This is a genomic window from Mycobacterium sp. NPDC050041 (assembly GCF_049541695.1).
GTDB lineage: Bacteria > Actinomycetota > Actinomycetes > Mycobacteriales > Mycobacteriaceae > Mycobacterium.
Window position 1 is genome coordinate 815,796 of record NZ_JBMVDG010000002.1, and the last position, 22,431, is coordinate 838,226.

19 protein-coding genes are annotated in these 22,431 nt (G+C 69.6%); 12 read left to right on the plus strand and 7 right to left on the minus strand.

Features of this window, described 5'->3' with window-relative positions:
• Positions 1-89 precede the first annotated feature (89 nt).
• Positions 90-473: a hypothetical protein gene (locus ACPCHZ_RS09355; RefSeq protein ID WP_364975081.1), complete on the plus strand. Its 384-nt coding sequence runs from the start codon at positions 90-92 to the stop codon at positions 471-473.
• Between the two features lie 62 nt (positions 474-535).
• On the opposite strand, the gene pgi is transcribed toward ACPCHZ_RS09355, so the two are convergent.
• Positions 536-2,200: a glucose-6-phosphate isomerase gene (pgi, locus tag ACPCHZ_RS09360; protein WP_423484464.1), complete on the minus strand. Its 1,665-nt coding sequence runs from the start codon at positions 2,198-2,200 to the stop codon at positions 536-538.
• 49 nt (positions 2,201-2,249) lie between these two features.
• Here pgi and ACPCHZ_RS09365 point away from each other — a divergent pair, with 49 nt between their 5' ends.
• Both ACPCHZ_RS09365 and ACPCHZ_RS09370 read left to right on the plus strand, forming a co-directional pair.
• Entirely contained in the window at positions 2,250-3,698 is a 1,449-nt protein-coding gene (locus ACPCHZ_RS09365) for an NAD-dependent succinate-semialdehyde dehydrogenase (RefSeq protein WP_423484465.1), read from the plus strand.
• 118 nt (positions 3,699-3,816) lie between these two features.
• Complete coding sequence (locus tag ACPCHZ_RS09370; protein WP_423484466.1) at positions 3,817-5,844, plus strand: acyltransferase family protein; 2,028 nt, start codon at positions 3,817-3,819, stop codon at positions 5,842-5,844.
• A gap of 97 nt (positions 5,845-5,941) precedes the next feature.
• Here the strand turns inward: ACPCHZ_RS09370 and ACPCHZ_RS09375 are convergent, their stop codons facing one another.
• Complete coding sequence (locus ACPCHZ_RS09375; RefSeq protein ID WP_364975070.1) at positions 5,942-6,241, minus strand: chorismate mutase; 300 nt, start codon at positions 6,239-6,241, stop codon at positions 5,942-5,944.
• A 199-nt stretch (positions 6,242-6,440) separates the two neighbouring features.
• Between ACPCHZ_RS09375 and pcrA the strand changes: the two genes are divergently transcribed.
• Entirely contained in the window at positions 6,441-8,771 is a 2,331-nt protein-coding gene (pcrA, locus tag ACPCHZ_RS09380; RefSeq protein WP_423484467.1) for a DNA helicase PcrA, read from the plus strand.
• Here the strand turns inward: pcrA and ACPCHZ_RS09385 are convergent, their stop codons facing one another.
• The 4 genes from ACPCHZ_RS09385 to ACPCHZ_RS09400 are packed head-to-tail and all read right to left on the minus strand — an operon-like array spanning position 8,772 to position 12,006.
• Positions 8,772-9,281 (minus strand): hypothetical protein, encoded by a 510-nt coding sequence (locus tag ACPCHZ_RS09385; protein ID WP_423484468.1) that lies wholly within the window; start codon positions 9,279-9,281, stop codon positions 8,772-8,774.
• A gap of 29 nt (positions 9,282-9,310) precedes the next feature.
• On the minus strand, positions 9,311-10,243 hold the full coding sequence (locus tag ACPCHZ_RS09390) for a hypothetical protein (protein WP_423484469.1): 933 nt from the start codon (positions 10,241-10,243) through the stop codon (positions 9,311-9,313).
• A 2-nt stretch (positions 10,244-10,245) separates the two neighbouring features.
• Positions 10,246-10,905, minus strand: coding sequence for a hypothetical protein (locus ACPCHZ_RS09395; RefSeq protein WP_423484470.1), 660 nt, complete (start codon positions 10,903-10,905; stop codon positions 10,246-10,248).
• A complete protein-coding gene (locus ACPCHZ_RS09400; RefSeq protein WP_423484471.1) occupies positions 10,906-12,006 on the minus strand; it encodes a M23 family metallopeptidase in 1,101 nt (366 codons plus the stop codon).
• A gap of 248 nt (positions 12,007-12,254) precedes the next feature.
• Between ACPCHZ_RS09400 and sucC the strand changes: the two genes are divergently transcribed.
• The 3 genes from sucC (at position 12,255) to ACPCHZ_RS09415 (ending at position 16,008) form a co-directional block, all read left to right on the plus strand.
• Positions 12,255-13,418 (plus strand): ADP-forming succinate--CoA ligase subunit beta, encoded by a 1,164-nt coding sequence (sucC, locus tag ACPCHZ_RS09405; RefSeq protein ID WP_423484472.1) that lies wholly within the window; start codon positions 12,255-12,257, stop codon positions 13,416-13,418.
• A 13-nt stretch (positions 13,419-13,431) separates the two neighbouring features.
• The gene (sucD, locus tag ACPCHZ_RS09410; protein ID WP_423484473.1) at positions 13,432-14,331 is read left to right on the plus strand and encodes a succinate--CoA ligase subunit alpha; all 900 of its coding nucleotides are present in this window, start codon (positions 13,432-13,434) and stop codon (positions 14,329-14,331) included.
• Positions 14,332-14,475: 144 nt separating this feature from the next.
• The gene (locus ACPCHZ_RS09415; protein WP_423484474.1) at positions 14,476-16,008 is read left to right on the plus strand and encodes an acetyl-CoA acetyltransferase; all 1,533 of its coding nucleotides are present in this window, start codon (positions 14,476-14,478) and stop codon (positions 16,006-16,008) included.
• A gap of 79 nt (positions 16,009-16,087) precedes the next feature.
• Here the strand turns inward: ACPCHZ_RS09415 and ACPCHZ_RS09420 are convergent, their stop codons facing one another.
• On the minus strand, positions 16,088-16,936 hold the full coding sequence (locus ACPCHZ_RS09420) for an LLM class F420-dependent oxidoreductase (protein WP_423484475.1): 849 nt from the start codon (positions 16,934-16,936) through the stop codon (positions 16,088-16,090).
• A 107-nt stretch (positions 16,937-17,043) separates the two neighbouring features.
• Here ACPCHZ_RS09420 and ACPCHZ_RS09425 point away from each other — a divergent pair, with 107 nt between their 5' ends.
• The 5 genes from ACPCHZ_RS09425 to ACPCHZ_RS09445 all read left to right on the plus strand — a co-directional run bounded on the left by ACPCHZ_RS09425 (position 17,044) and on the right by ACPCHZ_RS09445 (position 22,428).
• Positions 17,044-17,577: a hypothetical protein gene (locus ACPCHZ_RS09425; RefSeq protein WP_423484476.1), complete on the plus strand. Its 534-nt coding sequence runs from the start codon at positions 17,044-17,046 to the stop codon at positions 17,575-17,577.
• Positions 17,537-18,727, plus strand: coding sequence for a type III PLP-dependent enzyme (locus ACPCHZ_RS09430; RefSeq protein ID WP_423484477.1), 1,191 nt, complete (start codon positions 17,537-17,539; stop codon positions 18,725-18,727). The genes ACPCHZ_RS09425 and ACPCHZ_RS09430 overlap by 41 nt, the downstream gene beginning before the upstream one ends.
• Before the next feature lie 57 nt (positions 18,728-18,784).
• Positions 18,785-19,915 (plus strand): dimethylsulfone monooxygenase SfnG, encoded by a 1,131-nt coding sequence (gene sfnG, locus ACPCHZ_RS09435; protein ID WP_364975045.1) that lies wholly within the window; start codon positions 18,785-18,787, stop codon positions 19,913-19,915.
• 170 nt (positions 19,916-20,085) lie between these two features.
• Complete coding sequence (locus tag ACPCHZ_RS09440; protein WP_364975043.1) at positions 20,086-20,949, plus strand: DUF5336 domain-containing protein; 864 nt, start codon at positions 20,086-20,088, stop codon at positions 20,947-20,949.
• 60 nt (positions 20,950-21,009) lie between these two features.
• On the plus strand, positions 21,010-22,428 hold the full coding sequence (locus tag ACPCHZ_RS09445; RefSeq protein ID WP_423484478.1) for a DUF6350 family protein: 1,419 nt from the start codon (positions 21,010-21,012) through the stop codon (positions 22,426-22,428).
• Positions 22,429-22,431 lie beyond the last annotated feature (3 nt).

Sequence of the window (22,431 nt, forward strand, 5' to 3'; positions counted from 1 at the left end):
TCGCTGCCGCAGGAATCGCAGCTGCACCTATCGCTCTCGCTCAGCCGCCGGCCCCGCCGCCGTGCGCGCCGGGCGTCGCATGCGGTCCCGTGGGTGACGCGGGTCCGAACGGCGCCCAAGCCGCGGTCCCCGGTGGCCCGGCCGCTGCGGCGGGTCCCAACGGCGCTGCGGCTGCCGCTCCCGGTGGCACGGGCGCTGCGGCGGGCCCGGGCGGCGCTGAGGCCGCGGTTCCGGGTGGCCCGGCCGTTGCGGCGGGTCCGGACGGCGCCAACGCTGCCGCGGTTCCCGGTGGCCCGGCCGCCGCGGCAGGCCCGGGCGGCGCTGAAGCCGTGGTCCCGGGTGGCCCGGCCGCCGCGGCAGGACCCGATGGCGCTGAGGTCGCGATCCCGGGTGGACCGTCCGGCTCGGCCGGTCCCGGCGGCGTCAGCGGCTGCATCGTCCCGGGCGCCTGCGGCACCATCCCGGCCGGCTGACACACACTAGCGATTCGGCGCGGAAACCCATGCGCAACGTGGGTTTCCGTGCCGAACTGCCTTCAGGCTGATCGGCCCCGCTCCGTTCGGTAGCGCCGGACGAGGGCGTCGGTGGAGCCGTCGGACAGCGCCTCGGGGGACGCGTCGGCGGTGATCACCGGCAGCAGCGCCTTGGCCTGGGTCTTGCCCAGTTCCACGCCCCACTGGTCGAACGAGTCGATGCCCCACACCACGCCCTCGGTGAACACCTGGTGCTCGTAGAGCGCGATGAGCTGTCCCACCACCGACGGGGTCAGCTTGGTGGCCAGGATCGACGTCGTCGGCCGGTTGCCGGGCATCACCTTGTGCGGCACCACCTCAGCCGGGGTGCCCTCGGCGGCGATCTCGTCGGCCGTCTTGCCGAACGCCAGCACCTGCGTCTGGGCGAAGAAGTTGCTCATCAACAGGTCGTGCATGCTGCCGTCGCCGTCGGCGGTGGGCAGGTCGTCGGTGGGCTGGCTGAAGCCGATGAAATCGGCGGGCACCAGGCGGGTGCCCTGGTGCAGCAGTTGGTAGAACGCGTGCTGGCCGTTGGTGCCCGGCTCGCCCCAGAAGATCTCCCCGGTGTCGGTGGTGACGGGGGTGCCGTCGGCCCGCACCGACTTGCCGTTCGACTCCATGGTGAGCTGCTGCAGATACGCCGCGAACCTGGACAGGTCGTTGGCGTAGGGCAGCACCGCCCGCGACTGCGCGCCGAAGAAGTCGGAGTACCAGAGCCCGATCAGTCCGAGCAGCACCGGGGCGTTGGCCTCCAGCGGTGTGTACTTGAAGTGCTCGTCGATCAGGTGGAAGCCGGCCAGGAAGTCGGCGAAGCGTTCCCTGCCGATCGCCGCCATCACGCTCAGCCCGATCGCGCTGTCGACGGAGTACCGGCCACCGACCCAGTCCCAGAAGCCGAACATGTTGTCGGTGTTGATGCCGAAGTCGTCGACCAGCTTCTTGTTCGTCGACACCGCGACGAAGTGCTTGGACACCGCGGCGTCGCCGAGTGTGTCGGTGAGCCAGCGGCGCGCGGCCGTCGCGTTGGTCAACGTCTCCAACGTCGAGAAGGTCTTCGACGCGACGATGAAAAGCGTTGTGGCCGGGTCGAGTCCGTCCAGCTTGGCGACGAGGTCGGCGGGGTCGACGTTGGACACGAAGCGTGCGGAGATCCCGGCGTCGGCGTAGTGCCGCAGCGCGTCGTACACCATCACCGGGCCGAGGTCGGACCCACCGATGCCGATGTTGACCACCGTCGTGATGCGTTCACCGGTTGCACCCGTCCACTCGCCGCTGCGCAGCCGGTCGGTGAAATCGCCCATCCGGTCGAGCACGTCGTGCACGTCCTTGACGATGTTCTGCCCGTCGACCTCCAACTCCTCACCGCGCGGCAGCCGCAGCGCGGTGTGCAGCACCGCACGGTCCTCGGAGGTGTTGATGTGCAATCCCGAGTACATCGCGTCGCGGCGCTGTTCCAGGCGGGCGGCGCGGGCCAGGTCGAGCAGCAACTCGAGTGTCTTGCGGGTGACGCGGTGCTTGCTGTAGTCGATGTACAGGTCGCCGACCTTCAGCGTCAGTTCGGTGCCGCGTGCCGGGTCGTCGGCGAAGAGCTCACGCAGGTGCACACCACGGATCTCGTCGTGATGGCGCTGCAGCGCCTGCCACGCGGGAGTCGCGGAGATGTCGGGAATGGTGGTGTCGGCACTCATGTTCCCGACCCTAGTGCGGTCTTCCCGCCGGAGGGTTGATGATGGATGCATGGACACCACCGCGCTGCTGAAGTCTGTTCCCACCGGCCTGTGGATCGGCGGTGAAGAGCGCACCACGACGTCGACGTTCAACGTGCTGGACCCCAGTGACGACCAGGTGATCGCGACGGTGTCGGACGCGACCGCCGAGGACGCCGTCGCCGCCCTGGACGCCGCGTGCGCGGTGCAGGCGGAGTGGGCCGGCACCGCACCGCGCAAGCGCGGCGAGATCCTGCGGTCGGTGTTCGAGGCGATCACCGAGCAGGCCGACGACATCGCCGCGCTGATGACCCTCGAGATGGGCAAGGTCTTCGCCGAGAGCAAGGGCGAGGTGACCTACGGCGGCGAGTTCTTCCGGTGGTTCGCCGAGGAGGCGGTGCGGATCGGCGGCCGCTACACGCCGAGCCCGGCGGGCACCGGTCGCATCATCGTCACCAAGCAGGCCGTCGGACCGTGTTATGCGATCACCCCGTGGAACTTCCCGCTGGCCATGGGCACCCGCAAGATGGGTCCGGCGTTCGCCGCGGGCTGCACGATGATCGTCAAGCCGGCGCAGGAGACGCCGCTGACGATGCTCTACCTGGCCAAGCTGATGGACGAGGCCGGACTGCCCAAGGGCGTGCTGTCGGTGCTGCCGACCAGCAGCCCGGGTCCGGTCACCGAGGCCCTCATCGACGACGGCCGGCTGCGCAAGCTGACGTTCACCGGCTCGACGGGCGTGGGCAAGTCGCTGGTCAAGCAGTCGGCAGACAAGCTGCTGCGCACGTCGATGGAACTCGGCGGCAACGCACCGTTCGTGGTGTTCGACGACGCCGACATCGACGCCGCGGTCGACGGCGCGATCCTGGCCAAGATGCGCAACGGCGGCGAGGCGTGCACGGCGGCCAACCGCTTCCACGTCGCCAATTCGGTGCGCGAGGAGTTCACCGAGAAGCTGGTCAAGCGGATGAGCGAGTTCACCCTCGGCAAGGGCCTCGACGAGTCGGCGACGCTCGGCCCGCTGATCAACTCCAAGCAGCTGTCGAAGGTCACCGAACTGGTCTCCGACGCGGTGTCGCGCGGCGCGACGGTGGCCGTCGGCGGCGTCGCGCCCGGTGGTCCGGGCAACTTCTACCCGGCGACGGTGCTGGCCGACGTGCCCGCCGACGCCCGGATCCTCAAGGAGGAGGTGTTCGGCCCGGTCGCACCCATCACCGGCTTCGACACCGAGGAGGAGGGCATCGCCGCGGCCAACGACACCGAATACGGGCTGGCCGCCTACATCTACACGCGCTCGCTGGACCGGGCGCTGCGCGTCGCCGAGGGCATCGAATCGGGCATGGTCGGCGTCAACCGCGGGGTGATCTCCGACGCCGCGGCTCCGTTCGGCGGCATCAAGGAATCCGGCTTCGGTCGCGAGGGTGGCACCGAGGGCATCGAGGAGTACCTCGACACCAAATACATCGCGCTGACGCGTTAGCGCGGGCGGACATCGCGCTGTGACGAAGTAGCCGTGAACGCGCCGCCGCGCCTTCACGATCGGGGCCGCGGCGGCCCATAGACTTCCATGCTCGGGGCTCGACATGGGAGGGCATGGCATGACTGCGGCGCCGGTCCGCGTCGGCGGTCGACGCCGATGGGTGGCCCCCGCAGCCGACCCCCCGCGTCGCAGCCCGGCGAAGGGCCGCGACATCCCCGCCCTCGACGGTCTGCGTGCGATCGCGGTGGCGCTGGTACTCGCCCAGCACGGCGGACTGCCGGGAGTGCCCGGCGGCTTTCTCGGTGTCGACGTGTTCTTCGTCCTCAGCGGATTCCTGATCACCTCGCTGCTGCTCGACGAACTGGGCCGCACCGGCCGCATCGGGTTGCGCGACTTCTGGATTCGCCGCGTCCGCCGTCTGCTCCCCGCGCTGCTGGTGGTGGTGGCGGCCGTACTGCTGGTGCGTGACCTCTTCCCGCCCGACGCGGTGACCGCACTGCGCGACGACGCCGTCGCGGCATTCTTCTGGGTGTCCAATTGGGCGTTCGTCGCCCAGCGCACCGACTACTTCGCGCAGGGCAGTCCGCCGTCGCCGCTGCAGCACATGTGGTCACTGGGGGTCGAGGAGCAGTTCTATCTCGTCTGGCCGCTGCTGCTGCTCCTCGTCATCGGAGTGCTCGGCGTCCGGCGGCGGGTGCCGAGCCTGCGGACGGTGCGCTGGACGGTGTTCGCGGTCGCGACCGCAGGCGCCGCGGCGTCGGCCGTCGCGGCCGTGCTGCTCACGTCGGACGCGACGGCCAACCGGGTGTACTTCGGCACCGACACCCGGGTGCAGGCGCTGCTGCTCGGAGCGGCCGCCGCGGCCCTTCTGGTCCGCGACTGGTCGACCGTCACGATGGGCACGCCGATCCGCGCGCGGTGGGCCCGCCTGCTGGCTCGGGTGCTCTCGGTGGCGGGGGTGGCCGGCGTCGCGGTGCTCGCCCACTACGCCACCGGCAGCCCCGCCGAGTACCGGGCGGGACTGTTCACCGCTGTCGCGGCCGCCGCGGTGCTGGTGGTCGCGACCGTCGCGCTCGACCAGCGTGGTCCCGTCGCGCGGATCCTGGCCTGGTCGCCGCTGGTGTGGCTGGGCGCGATCTCCTACGGCGTCTACCTCTGGCACTGGCCGGTGTTCCTGGTGCTCAACGGCGAACGCACCGGGTGGTCGGGCTGGCCGTTGTTCGCGGCCAGGTGCGCGGCGACGCTGCTGGTGGCCGCGCTGTCCTGGTGGCTGATCGAGCAGCCGGTCCGGCGCTGGCGGCCGTCGTCGGTCCCGATGCTGCCGCTCGCGGTGGCCACCATGGCGACGGCCGCGGTGGTGACCGTGTCCGTCGTGCCGGTGGGCTTCAACCCGGCCGACGACGCGGAACCCCCGCTCGAGGTGGCGTCGGCGGCGGCGGTGCTGCCGGAGATCCCGGTCGCCGTCGGCGCGCAGGATGCCCAGCGCGCGCCGGGCACGCGCACCGTCGCGGTGTTCGGGGACTCGGTCGCCTGGACGTTGATGCGCTATCTGCCGTCGACCCCGGGTCTGCGCTTCATCAACTACACGACCATCGGCTGCGGCATCGCCCGCGGCGGCCCGTACCGGATGACCGGCGAGACGCTCAACCAGAAACCCGAATGCGACTCCTGGCCGGCCCGGTGGGCGCAGCGGATCAACCACGACCGCCCCGACGTGGTGCTGCTGATGGTCGGCCGCTGGGAGGTGGTCGACCGCGTCAACGAGGGCGAATGGACCCATGTGGGCGAGTCCGGTTACGACGCCTACCTGCGCGGCGAGCTGCAAAGGGCGCTCGACATCGTCGGCTCGACGGGGGCCAAGGTGCTGGTGACCACGGCGCCGTACAACCGGCGCGCCGAACAGTCCGACGGCAGCCTGTACCCGGAGGACGACCCCGACCGCGCCGACGAGTGGAACGACCTGCTGCGCGACGTCGTCGGCGACCGCCCGAACGTGTCGGTGCTGGATTTCAACAAGAAGTTGTCGCCGCGCGGCTACTACACCACCCGCGTCGACGGCATCCGGTTACGCAGCGACGGCGTGCACCCCACGCCCGAAGCGGTGGAGTGGCTGACGCCGTGGCTCACCGACGCCCTCCGCAAATGACCCCGTAGCTTCTCGCCACCATTGCGCGGAACTGCATTCCTGGTCATCAAGCGCGCGCCTTGCCAACCGGGAATGCCGTTCCGGCGGAAACGTGCGACTAGTGGCCGAGGCGGCCGCGGCCCATCCGCAGCAGCAGCATCGCCAGGTCTTTGCCCTCGGGGCCGAGCCTGCTGTAGCGCTCGAGGACCTTCATCTCGCGGCTGTGCACCAGGCGGGTGCCACCGGAGGCCATGCGGGCCTTGCCGATGAGCTTCGACACCTCGGTGCGGCGGGCGACGGCCTGCAGGATCGTGGCGTCGAGCTGGTCGATCTCCAGCCGCAGCGCCTCGATGTCCGGAACGGTTTCAGATTGGACTGACATCGGTGACTCCTCGTTGTGTGTATTAGATGGTGTCATCCGCAGCCGGGTCCCACACAGCAAACGAGCCCCGGATCCGGATGCGGACCGCGGGGCTCTTGAAAAAGCAGCTAGACCACGGGCACCGCTGGCCGGTACCCGTAAAAAAATCGCCGCTCGCTGAGCACGCGAATCAGTGTGCCACCAACTGCCACATCGGCGCAAAGGTGTCGGCCTGCGGCGGTAGATTTGGAGCAGTATGACTGTCGCCCCGCACCACACCTCCCACACCTCCGAAACCGACCAGTTGCTCGACGGGCTCAATCCGCAGCAGCGACAGGCGGTGCTGCACGAGGGATCGCCGCTGCTGATCGTCGCAGGCGCCGGGTCGGGGAAGACGGCGGTGCTCACCCGCCGGATCGCCTACCTGCTCGCCGCCCGCGAGGTCGGGGTGGGCCAGGTCCTGGCGATCACGTTCACCAACAAGGCCGCCGCCGAGATGCGTGAACGCGTGGTCGGGCTGGTGGGGCCGCGGGCCCGGGCGATGTGGGTGTCGACGTTCCACTCCACGTGCGTGCGGATCCTGCGCAACCAGGCCTCGCTGCTGCCCGGGCTGAACTCCAACTTCTCGATCTACGACGCCGACGACTCGCGGCGGCTGCTGCTGATGATCGGCAAGGACATGGGGCTGGACACCAAGCGGTACTCACCGCGGTTGCTGTCCAACGGCATCTCCAACCTCAAGAACGAACTCATCGACCCGGAGCAGGCGGCCTACGACGCCTCCAACGCCGACGAGGACCTGCCGCGCATCATCTCGGAGGTCTACGCCGAGTACCAACGCAGGCTGCGGGGCGCCAACGCGCTCGACTTCGACGACCTGATCGGCGAGACGGTCGCTGTGCTGCAACGGTTCCCGCAGATCGCGCAGTACTACCGGCGACGCTTCCGGCACATCCTCGTCGACGAGTACCAGGACACCAACCACGCCCAGTACGTGCTGGTGCGCGAGCTGGTGGGCCGGGCCGCCCCGGGCGACGATGCAGATGGCGTACCGCCGGCCGAGCTGTGCGTGGTGGGTGACGCGGACCAGTCGATCTACGCGTTCCGCGGCGCGACCATCCGCAACATCGAGGACTTCGAGCGCGACTACCCGAACGCGACGACCATTCTGCTGGAACAGAATTACCGCTCGACGCAGAACATCCTCAACGCCGCGAACTCCGTCATCGCACGGAACACGGGCCGGCGCGAGAAGCGGTTGTGGACCGACGAGGGCGCAGGCGAACTGATCGTCGGCTACGTCGCCGACAACGAACACGACGAGGCCCGCTTCGTCGCGCAGGAGATCGACGCCCTGGCCGACCGCGGCGACATCACCTACAACGACGTGGCGGTGTTCTATCGCACCAACAACTCCTCCCGCGCGCTGGAAGAGGTGTTCATCCGCGCCGGCATCCCCTACAAGGTCGTCGGCGGCGTCCGGTTCTACGAGCGCAGGGAGATACGCGACATCGTCGCCTACCTGCGGGTGCTCGACAACCCCGGTGACTCGGTGAGCATGCGGCGCATCCTCAACACTCCGCGGCGCGGCATCGGCGACCGTGCCGAGGCGTGCGTCGCGGTCTACGCCGAGAACACCGGCTCGAGCTTCAACGACGCCCTGCAGGCCGCCGCCGAGGGCCGGGTGTCGATGCTCAACACCAGGGCGGAGAAGTGCATCTCGGGCTTCGTCACGATGCTCGACGAGCTGCGCGGCCGCCTCGACGACGAACTCGGTGACGTGGTCGAAGCCGTGCTCGACCGCACCGGCTACCGCGCCGAGCTGGAGGCGTCCAGCGATCCGCAGGACCTGGCCCGCCTCGACAACCTCAACGAATTGGTCAGCGTCGCACACGAATTCAGCATCGACCTGGCGAACGCCGAGGCGCTGGCCGACGACGAGCCAGTCGACGAGGACATCCCCGACACCGGCGTCCTCGCGAAGTTCCTGGAGCGGGTGTCCCTGGTCGCCGACGCCGACGAGCTGCCGGAGCACGGCGCGGGCGTGGTGACGATGATGACGCTGCACACCGCGAAGGGCCTGGAGTTCCCGGTGGTGTTCGTCACCGGCTGGGAGGACGGCATGTTCCCGCACATGCGGGCGCTGGGCGATCCGACGGAACTGTCCGAGGAACGGCGGCTGGCCTACGTCGGCATCACCCGGGCACGCCAGCGGTTGTACGTCAGCCGGGCCAAGGTGCGGTCGTCATGGGGGCAGCCGATGCTCAACCCGGAGTCGCGGTTCCTGCGCGAGATCCCCCAGGAGCTCATCGACTGGCGGCGGACCGACCCGGCGCCGTCGTACTCGGCGCCCGTCAGCGGCGCCGGCCGGTTCGGCACCCCGCGTCCGGCGCCGGCGCGGTCGTCGGCGGCCAAGCGCCCGATGGTGGTGCTGGAACCCGGTGACCGGGTCACCCACGACAAGTACGGCCTCGGCCGCGTCGAAGAGGTGTCGGGCGTCGGGGAGTCGGCGATGTCGCTGATCGACTTCGGCAGCGCAGGCCGGGTGAAACTCATGCACAACCACGCGCCGGTGAGCAAGCTCTAGTCAGCGCCTGCCGCGCGCGGCGCACCACCGTCCGGTCGACGGCAGCAGCGCCAGCACGGCCGTCACGACGTAGAGCACCGACCAGGTGGCGTCGGACGTGTCGATCCGACCCGTCGACGGCCCGGTCACCAGCTCGACGATGCTGTATGCCACCAGCGCCCCGCACACCACGGCGACCACGTAGCGCGCCGCCGCGACGCGCAGCAGCATCACCGCCGACGCGATCATCAGAACCACCGAGCCGACCAGTGGGACGATCACACCGATGGCCAGCAGGCTCATGAACGCGACGGCCTCACCCTTGGCCTCCGATCCGCCGAACAGCACCGTGAGCAGGCCGACACCGGCGAGGGCGAGCAGCATGCCGATCAGCGGCAGGGCGCCTCCGACGAAGCCGAGGACGCCTGCGGTGATGGCCGTCGCACCGCTCGGCCGCCGGGCGACCGGGGGAGCGAACGGTGGGTATCCCGGCGGTGCGACGTAGGGCTGCTGGGGCTGCCACGGGTTCACCGCCTCACCGTAACAGCGGAAAGGCCCGGTCAGCGCGCCGATTTCGGCGATGGCAGAACCGCCAGCACCGCGACGACGAGCGGTGCGACCACCGTGAACAGTACGGCTGCGGCGGTCTGCGGGGCGAAGATGCGGAGAAGGTCAGGGGCGCCGAGTTCGGTGAGGAGCAGGGCGAAGTCGGTCGAGCCGTACACCGTCTGCCCTAGCGTGAACGCGGCGGCCGCGACCAGGAGCCAGCGGCCGACCGCCGCGCCGAATAGCAGCGCCATCCACGCTGCGACGAGCACTGCGGCGGTCACCACCGCCGCAAGGAACGTCTCCAGCATCACCCGCGACCACACCGAGCCGATGTCCGATCCGAACACCCCGCCCATCTCAACGAAGCCCCAGCCCAAGTCGTACTGCCGCCAGGCAAGCCAACACAGGTAGGCCGCCATCGGCAACGACACGGCTGCCGCCGCGATGGCCGCGGCGTCGCGACGCCGTGCGGACACCGGCGGGCGACCGCTGCACCAGCGTCGCGTGCCGGGCAGCGATGCGAGGACCATCGTCGTGATCGCGATTGCCGTCCAGCCCCACCGATGAGCGCCGATCACCACGTCGTTCGACCAAGCGACGCGGTCGAACCCGAACCACATCACCAGATCGGCGGCGGTGACCAGGAGCACCACGGTCCCACCCGCAACCAGCAGTAGCCGTCCGGCGGGCTGCTTCCCGTGCAACAGCACCACGCCTGCGAACAGGGTGGCCGTCACGCCCGCAGGCACTCCTGCGCTGACGAACGCGTACGCCCGCTGCATCGCGCTCGCGTCGACAGCCTGGGACATCTGAAACATCAGCAGGGCCCGCAGCGTCGCGGCCACGCCGAACGCGGCGGCGAGCACGCCCGAGATCGACGCTGCCGTCGCGATTGTCGCCGCCCCCGCCGTCGACTCCGCGCGCACGGCGCGTGCCTCTTGCACTTCTACGCCGTGGGCGCAGCGTCGACGTCGGGGGAGGACCGGCTCCACCGGGCCGTCGACGGCAGCATCGTCAGCGCGATCCCGGCCAGCGGCAGCACCGGGATGGCGTACACGACCGGCGGCAGCTTCGCGCCCGCGACGAAGAGGCTGGCGAAGATGAGCAGGCTGATCACCGAGCCGACCACGATCAGCAGCCGTCCCATGCGGCGGCGCAGCAGCAGCAGGACCAGCCCGCCGATGATCGCCGCGGCGGTGATCGCGGTGAGGAATCCGACGGCCACACAGAACAGCCGGTCGGTACGCCACCACCCGGTGATCAGGTCGGTGGCGATGACGGCGGTGGACCACCCGCTGACGATGCTGACCACTGCGGCGGCCACGGCAGTCCGGGGGTCGGCGTCGTCCCCCTGCTTCGGGATGGCCGTGGGCCTCGGCCGCGGGATGTAGCCGGTCGCCTGCAGCGACGCCGGTTCGATGTAGCTGGTCTGGGGTTCGCTCGCGGGGACGGCGGGCAGCTCGCCGGTGGGGTGGCGCCGGATGATGCCGGTCCGCGACTCGTCCTGAACGGGAACAGGAGTCGACGGGGTCGCGCTTTCGGGCTGACGCCGGATGATGCGCGTCTGGTCTGAAGAAGGGCCGCTCGGGAAGACTCCGTCGCTCACTCAGCCAACATAGCTGCCGGCGTTGACGCCGCCTTTGGCCAGCCAGCCGACCGGGTCGACGCGGTTGGAGCCGTTCTGCAGCACCTCGAAGTGCAGGTGCGGACCGGTCGAGTTGCCGCGGTTGCCCATGGTGGCGATCTGGTCGCCGGCCATGACCCGCTCGCCCATCGAGACGTCCCAGGTGTTGATGTGACCGTAGAGGGTGACGGTGCCGTCCGAGTGGCGCAGTTTCACCCAGGCGCCGTATCCGGCGGTCGGGCCGACGTCGACCACGACGCCGTCGGAGGCCGCCAAAATCGGGGTGCCGACCGGCCCCGCGATGTCGATGCCGCCGTGCAGCACGCCCCACCGAAGGCCGAAGCCCGACGTCCACACGCCTCGGGTAGGCATCACGAACAGCGGGCGCATCTGGCGCGCCTCCCGCTCGGCGCGCTCCTGGGCGAAGGCGGCGGCCTTGGTGATCTCCTCGGCGTGAACCGATCCCACGACGTTCGACGCGACCGTGACGATCTGCATGCCGTCGACCGAACCGGTGACCGAAGCGCCGTTGACGGCCGTCTCGCCGGCGGCCAGCACGGTGTCGCCGGGGACCGGCTCGGTGGCGTTGCTGAGCGTGTAAGCGCCAGCGGCGGTCGCGCCCGCGGCCATGGCGGCAATCATCAGGCGGCTCTTGACGGCACCCGCGGATTCTTTGCGGTGGACGCCGCGCCTGCCGGCCATGTCGATGATGTCGGTGGCGGCCGATCCGTCGCTGACGTCGGTGTGGCTGTCGCGGTAGGCGTGGGTGGACTGCCGGGCGCGCCGCGAGTGGGCGGTGCGGGAATCGGTAGCCACGTCGGCGCGGAACTCGGACGGGACCGCCAGCCGCAGCGGCGTCTCGTTGCAATCGTGAAGATCGTCGAGCTCAGGAGCGTGGATGACCTGCGATTCCCGGTCGAACGCGGTGTGGTCGCGGAACTCCAGGTCGCCGAGACCGCCGAACTCGTTGAACGGGATGATGTCGGTGATCTCGGTCTCGTGTTCGAGGTACGGGCTGATCCGCCGTTGCCGAGCGTTCGTCGAGGCTCCCTGCGGAGTGGGGGACGAACGGTGCTGCGCCAACCTGAATAGTCCTTCTATCCGTGACCTGAACGTTATCGAAGACCAGAGGCACGTTAACCAAAATCCAATGTTGGTGGCAACCTGTGGGACTATTCCGGCAGGTTTTGTGACCTGTATCACTGAAGGACCGCGGTGAGATCTGCCACATGAGCGGTAGGCGGTGCCGACGCGTCACTGCGGTGTCGATAAGGTTCCCACGAGCCGTCAGGCGCAACCCTCGACGTCAACCCAAGACAGACAGTGAGCCCATGGATCTCTTCGAATACCAGGCGAAAGAGCTATTCGCCAAGCACAACGTGCCCACCACGCCCGGCCGGGTGACCGATACCGCCGAGGACGCGAAGACCATCGCCGAGGAGATCGGCAAGCCCGTCATGGTCAAGGCACAGGTCAAGGTCGGCGGCCGCGGCAAGGCCGGTGGCGTGAAGTACGCCGCCAACGCCGACGAGGCCTTCACCCACGCGCAGAACATCCTCGGCCTGGACATCAAGGGTCACGAGGTGAAGAAGCTCCTCGTCGCCGAGGCCAGTGACATCGCCGAGGAGTACTACATCTCCTTCCTGCTCGACCGCTCCAACCGCACCTACCTGGCGATGTGCTCGGTCGAGGGCGGCATGGAGATCGAAGAGGTCGCCGAGACCAAGCCCGACCGGCTCGCTCGCGTCCCCGTCGACGCGACCAAGGGCGTCGACGAGGCCTTCGCCCGCTCGATCGCCGAGCAGGGCCACCTGCCCGCCGAGGTGCTCGACGCCGCCGCGGTGACCATCGCCAAGCTGTGGGAGGTGTTCGTCAAGGAGGACGCCACCCTGGTCGAGGTGAACCCGCTGGTACGTACGCCCGATGACCAGATCCTGGCCCTCGACGGCAAGGTCACTCTCGACGCCAACGCCGACTTCCGGCACGAGGACCACGAAGAGTTCGAGGACAAGGACGCCACCGATCCCCTCGAGCTCAAGGCCAAGGAGAACGACCTCAACTACGTCAAGCTCGACGGTGCCGTCGGCATCATCGGCAACGGCGCGGGCCTGGTGATGTCCACGCTGGACGTCGTCGCCTACGCCGGCGAGAAGCACGGTGGCGTGAAGCCCGCCAACTTCCTGGACATCGGCGGCGGCGCCTCGGCCGAGGTGATGGCCAACGGCCTCGACGTCATCCTGAACGACAGCCAGGTCAAGAGCGTGTTCGTCAACGTGTTCGGCGGCATCACCGCCTGCGACGCGGTGGCCAACGGCATCGTCAACGCGCTGAAGATCCTCGGCGACGAGGCCAACAAGCCGCTGGTCGTCCGGCTGGACGGCAACAACGTCGACGAGGGCCGGCGCATTCTGGCCGAGGCCGATCACCCGCTGGTGATCCAGGCCGACACCATGGACGCGGGCGCCGACAAGGCCGCCGAGCTGGCGAACAAGTAAGGGGAAGCACCAGATGTCTATCTTCCTGAATAAGGACAGCAAGGTCATCGTCCAGGGCATCACCGGCGGTGAAGGCACCAAGCACACCAAGCTGATGCTCAAGGCCGGCACGCAGATCGTCGGCGGGGTGAACGCGCGCAAGGCGGGCACGACCGTCAAGCACGAGGACAAAGACGGCAACGAGGTCGAGCTGCCGGTGTTCGGCAGTGTCGCCGAGGCGATGAAGGAGACCGGCGCCGACGTGTCGATCGCCTTCGTGCCGCCCTCGTTCTCCAAGGACGCGATCATCGAGGCCATCGACGCCGAGATCCCGCTGCTCGTCGTGATCACCGAGGGAATCCCGGTGCAGGACAGCGCGTATGCGTGGGCCTACAACGTCGAGAAGGGCGAGAAGACCCGCATCATCGGGCCGAACTGTCCCGGCATCATCACCCCCGGCGAGTCGCTGGTCGGCATCACCCCGAACAACATCACCGGCAAGGGCCCGATCGGCCTGGTGTCGAAGTCCGGCACGCTGACCTACCAGATGATGTACGAGCTGCGCGATCTCGGCTTCTCCACCGCGATCGGCATCGGCGGCGACCCGGTCATCGGCACCACCCACATCGATGCCATCGAGGCGTTCGAGAAGGATCCCGAGACCAAGATCATCGTGATGATCGGCGAGATCGGTGGCGACGCCGAGGAGCGGGCCGCCGACTACATCAAGGCCAACGTCTCCAAGCCGGTCGTCGGCTACGTCGCGGGCTTCACCGCGCCGGAGGGCAAGACCATGGGTCACGCGGGCGCGATCGTGTCCGGTTCGTCGGGCACCGCGTCGGCCAAGAAGGAAGCCCTCGAGGCCGCGGGCGTCAAGGTCGGCAAGACGCCGTCGGAGACCGCCACGCTGGCTCGCGAGCTCCTCGACAGCTGACACCCTTCCGCGAGCGTGCGTGTCGGTACCTCGACGCGCCGTCGAAACCGGCGCAACGCGCACGCTCGCGGACGGCCAGTGCGATTGGAACACGTTCCAGTTTTCGGTTAGCCTGACGAAGTAACACTTCTCAGGAGGTCCGTGATGGCGGTTGATCCCCGCACGCCCGTCGTCGTCGGCGTCGGCCAGTTCACCGAGCGGATCGACGACCCCGACTACCGCGGGCTGTCGGCGGTCGACCTCGCCACCGCCGCGGTGCGGGCGGCGTTGACCGACACCGGCGCCCGGGCCGACGACGTGGCCGCGGCGATCCAGGTGTTCGTCGGGCTGCGCCAGTTCGAGATCTGCACGCCGTTCGCCGACCCGCCGCTCGGCGCCTCGGACAACTACCTGCGCTCGGTCGCCCAACGCATCGGCGCCGACCCCGAGCGGGCGGTGCTCGAGCCCATCGGCGGCAACGGGCCGCAGAAGGTGATGACGGAATTCGCCGGGGCGATCGCCGCGGGCGAGATCGAGGTGGCGTTGATCGTCGGCTCCGAGCCGGGGTCGACCGCGAAGTACTTCTCGAACCGAGACCACAAACCCGACTTCACTGAGCACGTCGGCGGACAGCTCGAGGACCGCGGTTACGGCTTCGAGCAGTACATGAGCGAGTACACCGCGGGGCACGGACTGACGGGCGCCCCCGTGCAGTACGGGCTGCTCGACAACGCGCGCCGTGCCCGGTTGGGGCTCGGTGTCGCCGAGTACCGCCGCGCGATGGCCGAACTGTTCTCACCGTTCTCGAAAGTCGCTGCGAAGAACCCGTTCTCGTCGTCGCCGGTGGAACGGTCGGTCGACGAGATCGTCACCGTCACCGACGAGAACCGGATGATCTGCGACCCGTATCCGCGGCTGCTGGTGGCTCGCGACACCGTCAACCAGGGGGCGGCGGCGCTGGTCATGTCGGTGGCCGCGGCACGCCGGCTCGGTGTGCCGGAGGAGAAGTGGGTGTACCTGCGCGGGCACGCCGACCAGACCGAGCAGGATCTGCTGGACCGCCCCGACGTCAGTGTGAGCATCTCCGCGAAACAGTCTGTCGCGGAAGCGCTCCGGGTTGCGGGCATCGGCATCGACGACGTAGCGACGTTCGACCTCTACAGCTGCTTCCCGTTCCCGGTGTTCGCCGTGTGTGACGAGTTCGGGCTGGCGCACGACGATCCGCGGGGACTGACCCTCACCGGCGGCCTGCCCTACTTCGGCGGTCCCGGCAACAGCTACTCGCTGCACGGCATCGCCGAGACCGTCGCCCAGATGCGGGACAAGCCGGGCAGTTTCGGCCTGGTCGGCGCCAACGGCGGCGTGATGAGCAAGTACTCGGTCGGCGTGTACTCCACCGAGCCCGCCGACTGGGCGCCTGACCGCAGCAAGGAGTTGCAGGCCGACATCGCCGCGCTGCCGAAGGTCGCGGTCACCCGCAATGCCGACGGCCGCGGCACCCTCGAGACCTACTCCGTGCGTCACGACTGGCCGGACACCACCGGCATCATCATCGGCAGGCTCGACGCCGACGGCAGCCGGTTCATGGCGGTCACCACCGATGCGGACCTGGTGGCGCTGATGACCGAGGGCGACCCGCTGGGTACGGCGATCGCCGTGACGAACGACGGCACCACGAACGTCGCGACCCTGGCTTGACGCCCGTCGCGCGCGAACGTGAGCTCGTGCGCGAGATTCGAGGGAATCTTCGAACGCAAGCTCACATTCGGCGCGAGAACTACACCAGCGCGGCGAGCTTCCCGGCCAGCCGTTCGACGTAACCCGCCACTTCGGCGTCGGACTTGTCCGGCAACCCGAACAGCACCTCGGTGACGCCGAGATCGCGCCACCGCGCCAGCTTGTTGGGGTCCGGCTTGAAGTCCAGCGCGACGATCTGTGGGGCGCCGTCGCGACCCGCCGCCGCCCAGGTGTCCTGCAGCAGCTTCACCGGCTCGTCGATGTCGAAGTCGCGCGGCGTGGTGATCCAGCCGTCGGCGCTGCGGGCGATCCACTTGAAGTTCTTCTCGGTGCCGGCGGCGCCCACCAGAATCGGGATGTGTGACTGCACCGGCTTCGGCCACGCCCACGACGGCCCGAACTTGACGAATTCGCCGTCGTAGGAGGCTTCTTCCTCGGTCCACAACGCCCGCATCGCCTCGAGGTACTCGCGCAGCATCGTCCGCCTGCGGCCGGGCGGCACGTTGTGATCGGCGAGTTCGTCGGTGTTCCAGCCGAATCCGACGCCGAGCGACACCCGCCCGCCGGACAGGTGGTCGAGTGTCGCGATCGACTTGGCCAGGGTGATCGGGTCGTGTTCCACCGGCAGCGCCACCGCCGTCGACAGCCGCACCCGTGACGTCACCGCGCACGCCGTGCCCAGCGACACCCACGGGTCGAGCGTCCGCATGTAGCGGTCGTCGGGCAGCGACTCGTCACCCGTCGTCGGATGCGCCGCCTCCCGCTTGATCGGGATATGCGTGTGCTCGGGCACGTAGAAGGTGCGGAAACCGTGGTCGTCGGCGAGCTTGGCGGCCGCCGCAGGCGCGATGCCCCGGTCGCTGGTGAAGAGAACGAGCCCGTAGTCCATGCCGTGAATTAGAACGTGTTCTAGTCCCAAGGGCAAGGCCGTCGCGGGCGCAGAGGAGTAGCGCACTACGCATGACGGTGGCCGCGCGGCCGACGAACGTCTCTGCCATGGGGATTCGGCGCCGAGCCCGCGGCAAGGTCATGGAATGGGTTCGGCGTTATCTGCCGAACGAACTCGCGGGATGGACGGCCGAGGTCGGCAGCGCGCTGGCGACCTATCAGCTCACCGGTTCCTACGCCGCCGCGGTCGTGGCGGGCACCATCGGCTCGTCGGCCGGCTACTACGCCACCGCCTACGTCAACGGCGTGCGGTGGGCCTACCGATCGCTGGCGGGCCGCAACACCGTGCTGCGGATGGCGCTCGCCAACGGGCTCGCCGTCCGCAGCATCGCCGTGGAATTCGGCCCGGCCGAGGCGATCGACAGCGTCATCCTGCGGCCGGCCGCGTTGTTCGCAGGCCCGTTCCTCGTCGGTAACACCGCGGTGGGCTGGGTTCTCGGCAGCCTCGCCGCCGACCTCGCCTTCTACGTCTTCGCGATCTTCAGTTACGAGCGGTTCAGCACCCTGCTGGTTCGCCGCCCCGCCACAGAGGAGGTAACGGATGGATGCGACGGTCCGGTCACGTCGGTCGCTGCTGCGTGAGGAACTGCGCGGCAGCTCCGGTACCGGGGCCGCCCGCTACCGGGCGCTGGCCGCACAGCACGGCACCCCGGTGCTGCTGCTCGACGCGGGCCGCGTCACCGCCCGTTACCGCGAACTCGCGGCCCATCTGCCCGGCTTCGGCCTGCACTACGCCGTCAAGGCCGCGCCGCACCCGTCGGTGCTCGCTGCCGTCGCCGCGTGCGGCGGTGGCTTCGACGTCGCCACGAATGGCGAGATCGACCTGCTGCGGTCGCTCGGACTGTCGACGGCACGCTGCATCCACACCCACCCGGTGAAGAAGCCGGCAGACATCGACCACGCCTACGCGGCCGGGGTCCGCACCTTCGTGGTGGACAACCCCGTCGAGGCGCAGAAGTTCACCGGCCGCCCGGACGACATCCAGGTGTTGGTGCGCCTGGCGTTCCGCAACCCGACGGCCAAGTCCGACCTGTCGGCCAAGTTCGGCGTCGAACCCGATGAGGCCGAACTGCTGGTCAAGCACGTCCTCGCGGCGGGCGTCCAGTTCGCCGGGTTCAGCTTCCACGTCGGCAGCCAGGGATCGACGGCCGAGCCGTACCGCACCGCGCTGCGCGGCACCCTCGACCTCGTCGGCCACATCGCCGACACCCTGGCGGTGCCCACCCGGGTGATCGACATCGGCGGCGGGTTCCCGGTCAGCTACCGCGAACCGATGCCCGCCCTGGCCGCCGTCGCCGAGATCGTCGACGAGGTGCTCGGCGACCGCCGCGGCGAGTTCACCCTGCTGGCCGAGCCGGGCCGCTTCCTCGCCGCCGACTCCATGACCCTGCTCACCAGCGTCGTCGGCAGCGCCGAACGCGGCGGCCGGCAGTGGCACTACCTCGACGACGGCGTCTACGGCAGCTACTCCAACGTGATGACCGAGGACGTCCACCCGCCGATCCTGGCGCTGAGCGAGCTCGAGGACGCCACGGCCGACGACGTCGTCACGCTGGCCGGGCCGACGTGCGACAGCGTCGACGTCGTCGCCCGCGACTACCCGATGCCGCCGCTGGCCGTCGGCGACCTCCTGGTCAGCCCGATGATGGGCGCCTACACCGCGGTGACGGCGTCGCGCTTCAACGGGATCGCCGCGACACCGATCGTCGAGTACACGAGCCCGGCCACATAACTTCAGCCAGAGCCATACCCGCGACGGCCGTCGCTCCCGCTGCTGGGATGGCTGACCATGACGACCGAACGGATCGCCGACCACGTCAAGTTCGCCTACTGGGTGCCCAACGTCAGCGGCGGCCTGGTGACGAGCACCATCGAGCAGCGCACCGACTGGAACTACGAGTACAACAAGAAGCTCGCGCAGACCGCGGAGAACAACGGCTTCGAGTACGCGCTGAGCCAGGTCCGCTACGAAGCCAGCTACGGCGCCGAGTACCAGCACGAGTCGACCAGCTTCAGCCTCGCGCTGCTGCTGGCCACCGAGCGGCTGAAGGTGATCGCCGCCGTGCACCCGGGGCTGTGGCAGCCCGCGGTGCTCGCCAAGCTCGGCGCCACCGCCGACCACCTGAGCAACGGCCGGTTCGCGGTCAACGTGGTGTCGGGCTGGTTCAAGGACGAGTTCACCCACCTCGGCGAACCGTGGCTCGAACACGACGAGCGCTACCGGCGCAGCGCGGAGTTCCTGCAGGTGCTGCGCAAGATCTGGACCGAGGACGACGTGGACTTCCGCGGCGACTTCTACCGCATCCACGACTTCACGCTGAAGCCGAAACCGCTCAACACCGCCGAGCGGCCCAACCCGGAGATCTTCCAGGGCGGCAACTCCACCGCCGCCCGCCGCAACGGCGGCCGCCACTCGGACTGGTACTTCTCCAACGGCAAGGACTTCGACGGCGTCACCGAGCAGCTCGTCGAGGTGCGCGACCACGCCCGTGAGGTGAACCGCGAGGTGCGCTTCGGGCTGAACGGTTTCATCATCGCCAGGGACACGGAGAAGGAGGCGAAGGACGTCCTGCGGGAAATCGTCGACAAGGCCAACCGCCCGGCGGTCGAGGGCTTCCGCGGTGCCGTCCAGCAGGCGGGGAACTCGACCGGCGACAAGAAGGGCATGTGGGCCGACTCGAGCTTCGACGACCTCGTCCAGTACAACGACGGCTTCCGCACCGGGCTGATCGGCACGCCCGAGCAGATCGCGGAACGCATTGCGGCATACCGCAAACGCGGCGTCGACCTGATCCTCGGCGGGTTCCTGCACTTCCAGGAGGAGATCGAGTACTTCGGCGCCCGGGTGCTGCCGCTGGTCCGGGAAATCGAGGACAGCGAACGGGATTCGACCGACGCGCCGGTGCTGGTGTCGGCCTGAGCGGACGCCCGCCGCGCACTGGCCGCGGCTTCCCACCCGTCGTTGGCCGCACTCGCAGGTCGGTGCGCTAGCGTGGGGAACGAATCGCTCACGGTTGTCCGTGCCGGCCGGAGGTCACCACATCTGCGCCGTGCACATCTTCCCGACGCCCGACCAGTACAGGAGAGGCCATGTCGTACCCACCCGGTAGCCCCGGTTACCCGCCGTCCCAGCAGCCGACCACCCAGTTCAGCGCGCCGACGCAGCAGTTCGGGAAGGTGCCCGACGCCGCAGGTGACACGGCCGCAGGACCGAACAAGCTGCCGTCCTACCTGCTGCTCGCCGCAGCGGTGCTCGGACTGCTGACCTTCCTGCTGAACGCGTTCGCACCGGTCTTCGAGGCCAACGTGCCCACCGAGTACGAGAACATCCCCGGCATCGGCGGGGATGCGGGCACCACCGAGGGCATGACGCTGGCGGTGGCCGCGCTGCTGCTGGCCGGCCTCTTCGCCGCCGTCGCGACGCTGCCCAAGCAGCGCAACTACACCGCCCTGGTCGCGGTCGTCTCGGTGCTCGGATTCCTGCTGGTCCTCACCAACATGTTCCAGACGCCGGACAACGTGGACTACGGCTGGGCGTTGTGGCTGATCCTGATCTTCGCGCTGCTGCAGACCGGCGCCGCGATCGCCGCACTGCTGTTCGACTCGGGCATCCTCACCCCGCCCGCGCCGAAGCCGAAGTACGACCAGCAGCAGCAGTTCGGCCAGTACGGCGCGCCGGGCGGCTACTACGGCGGCCCCCAGCAGCACCCGGGTCAGCAGCAGCTGCCGCAGCAGCGTCCCGGCGGCTACCCGACGCAGTACGGCGGCGGCTACCCCGGGCAGCCCACCACCGGCGGTTTCCAGGCCGGCGGCCCCCAGGGTGGTTCGCAGAGCGGTCCGCCCACCCCGCCCACCGGGTTCCCGACGTACGGCCAGCCGCAGCAGCCGTCGCCGCAGAATCCCGGGCAGCAGCAATCGCCGTCATCGCAGCAGTCCGGCCCCGCGCCGTCGTAAGCTGAGCCGCGCGTGCGTGAAGTGCGCGCACGTCAGCCTGCGCGAGGAGCTGCCCCGCTAGTGGAGAACCGGCCAGTCGCGACCCGCCAGGCGCGGGACCTGCTTCGGGTCGCGTTCGGGCCGTCCGTGGTGGCGCTCGTCGTCATCGCTGCGGTGACCCTGATCCAGCTGGTCATCGCCAACAGCGACATGACCGGCACGTTCGGCGCCATCGCGAGCATGTGGCTCGGCGTGCACGGCGTGCCGGTGTCGATCGGCGGCAGCGAACTGGGTGTGATGCCGCTGCTGCCGGTGCTGCTGATGGTGTACGGCGCGATGCGCACCACCGCGGCCGCGACGTCGCAGCGAGCGTCCTGGTTCGTCATCCGCTGGGTGGTCGCCTCGGCGCTGGGTGGCCCGCTGCTCATTGCCGCGATCGCGCTGGCGGTCGTGCACGACGCCTCCTCGGTGCTCACCGACCTGCAGACCCCGCACGCGCTGCCCGCGTTCGGCTCGGTGCTGGCGGTGCATGCGATCGGGGCGGCCCTCGGCGTGGCGTCCCAGGTCGGTCGCCGCACGGTGCTGCGCTCGCCACTGCCCGACTGGCTGCCCGACGCGTTCCGCGCCGCGACGGCCGGGGTGCTGACGCTGGTCGGCCTTTCGGGCGTGGTGACCGCCGGATCCCTGGTGGTGCACTGGGCGACGATGCACGACCTCTATGCCATCACCGATTCGGCGTTCGGCCAGTTCAGCCTCACGGTGCTGTCTGTGCTGTACGCGCCGAACGTCTTCGTCGGCGCATCGGCGGTGGCCGTCGGGTCCAGCGCGCACGTCGGCCTGGCCACGTTCAGTTCGTTCACGGTGCTCGGGGGCGACGTGCCCGCGCTGCCCGTGCTCGCCGCGGTGCCCGCACCGCCGTTGGGTCCGGTGTGGGTGGCACTGCTCATCATCGCGGCGGCCGCAGCGGTCGCGGTCGGCCAGCAGTGCGCCCGCAGGCCCGTGCCGCTGCCCTCCGCGGCGGCGAAGCTGGTGGTCGCGGCGGCCGCGGCGGCGGCGACGATGGCGCTGCTCGGCCACGCCGGCGGGGGACGGCTCGGCAATTTCGGCGACGTCGGCGTCGACCAGGCCACCTTCGGGCCCGCGGTGTTCCTGTGGTTGGTCGGTATCGGCGGACTGACGGTGTCGATGGCCGGCGGCATCGCGCGCCGCCCCAGGCCCGCGAAGGTTCCCAAGCCGGCGCCCGCGGACGAATCGGCTGCGCCGGACGACGCCGTGCCGGACACCGACGTGGCGCCGATCCCCGAACCCGATCCAGTCGCGGGACCCACCGAGCCCGAGCCCGAGCCGCTGCTGCCCGAGGCGGATGAGCCGCTGGGCGACGAGCCGGCCGCCGAGGAGCCCGGGGAACCCGTCGACCCGGAGGACCACTTCATCACCGACGAGGACATCGCCGTCGACGGGGACGCGTCCCGCGATCAGCCGCACAGACCCGCCGACTAGGCT

Excerpts from the sequence above, each read along its gene's own strand:
- pgi (WP_423484464.1), bottom strand. The coding sequence starts at position 2,200 with ATGAGTGCCGACACCACCATTCCCGACATCTCCGCGACTCCCGCGTGG.
- ACPCHZ_RS09365 (WP_423484465.1), top strand. The coding sequence starts at position 2,250 with ATGGACACCACCGCGCTGCTGAAGTCTGTTCCCACCGGCCTGTGGATC.
- ACPCHZ_RS09370 (WP_423484466.1), top strand. The coding sequence starts at position 3,817 with ATGACTGCGGCGCCGGTCCGCGTCGGCGGTCGACGCCGATGGGTGGCC.
- ACPCHZ_RS09375 (WP_364975070.1), bottom strand. The coding sequence starts at position 6,241 with ATGACACCATCTAATACACACAACGAGGAGTCACCGATGTCAGTCCAA.
- pcrA (WP_423484467.1), top strand. The coding sequence starts at position 6,441 with ATGACTGTCGCCCCGCACCACACCTCCCACACCTCCGAAACCGACCAG.
- sucC (WP_423484472.1), top strand. The coding sequence starts at position 12,255 with ATGGATCTCTTCGAATACCAGGCGAAAGAGCTATTCGCCAAGCACAAC.
- sucD (WP_423484473.1), top strand. The coding sequence starts at position 13,432 with ATGTCTATCTTCCTGAATAAGGACAGCAAGGTCATCGTCCAGGGCATC.
- ACPCHZ_RS09415 (WP_423484474.1), top strand. The coding sequence starts at position 14,476 with ATGGCGGTTGATCCCCGCACGCCCGTCGTCGTCGGCGTCGGCCAGTTC.
- ACPCHZ_RS09420 (WP_423484475.1), bottom strand. The coding sequence starts at position 16,936 with ATGGACTACGGGCTCGTTCTCTTCACCAGCGACCGGGGCATCGCGCCT.
- ACPCHZ_RS09425 (WP_423484476.1), top strand. The coding sequence starts at position 17,044 with ATGGGGATTCGGCGCCGAGCCCGCGGCAAGGTCATGGAATGGGTTCGG.
- ACPCHZ_RS09430 (WP_423484477.1), top strand. The coding sequence starts at position 17,537 with ATGGATGCGACGGTCCGGTCACGTCGGTCGCTGCTGCGTGAGGAACTG.
- sfnG (WP_364975045.1), top strand. The coding sequence starts at position 18,785 with ATGACGACCGAACGGATCGCCGACCACGTCAAGTTCGCCTACTGGGTG.
- ACPCHZ_RS09440 (WP_364975043.1), top strand. The coding sequence starts at position 20,086 with ATGTCGTACCCACCCGGTAGCCCCGGTTACCCGCCGTCCCAGCAGCCG.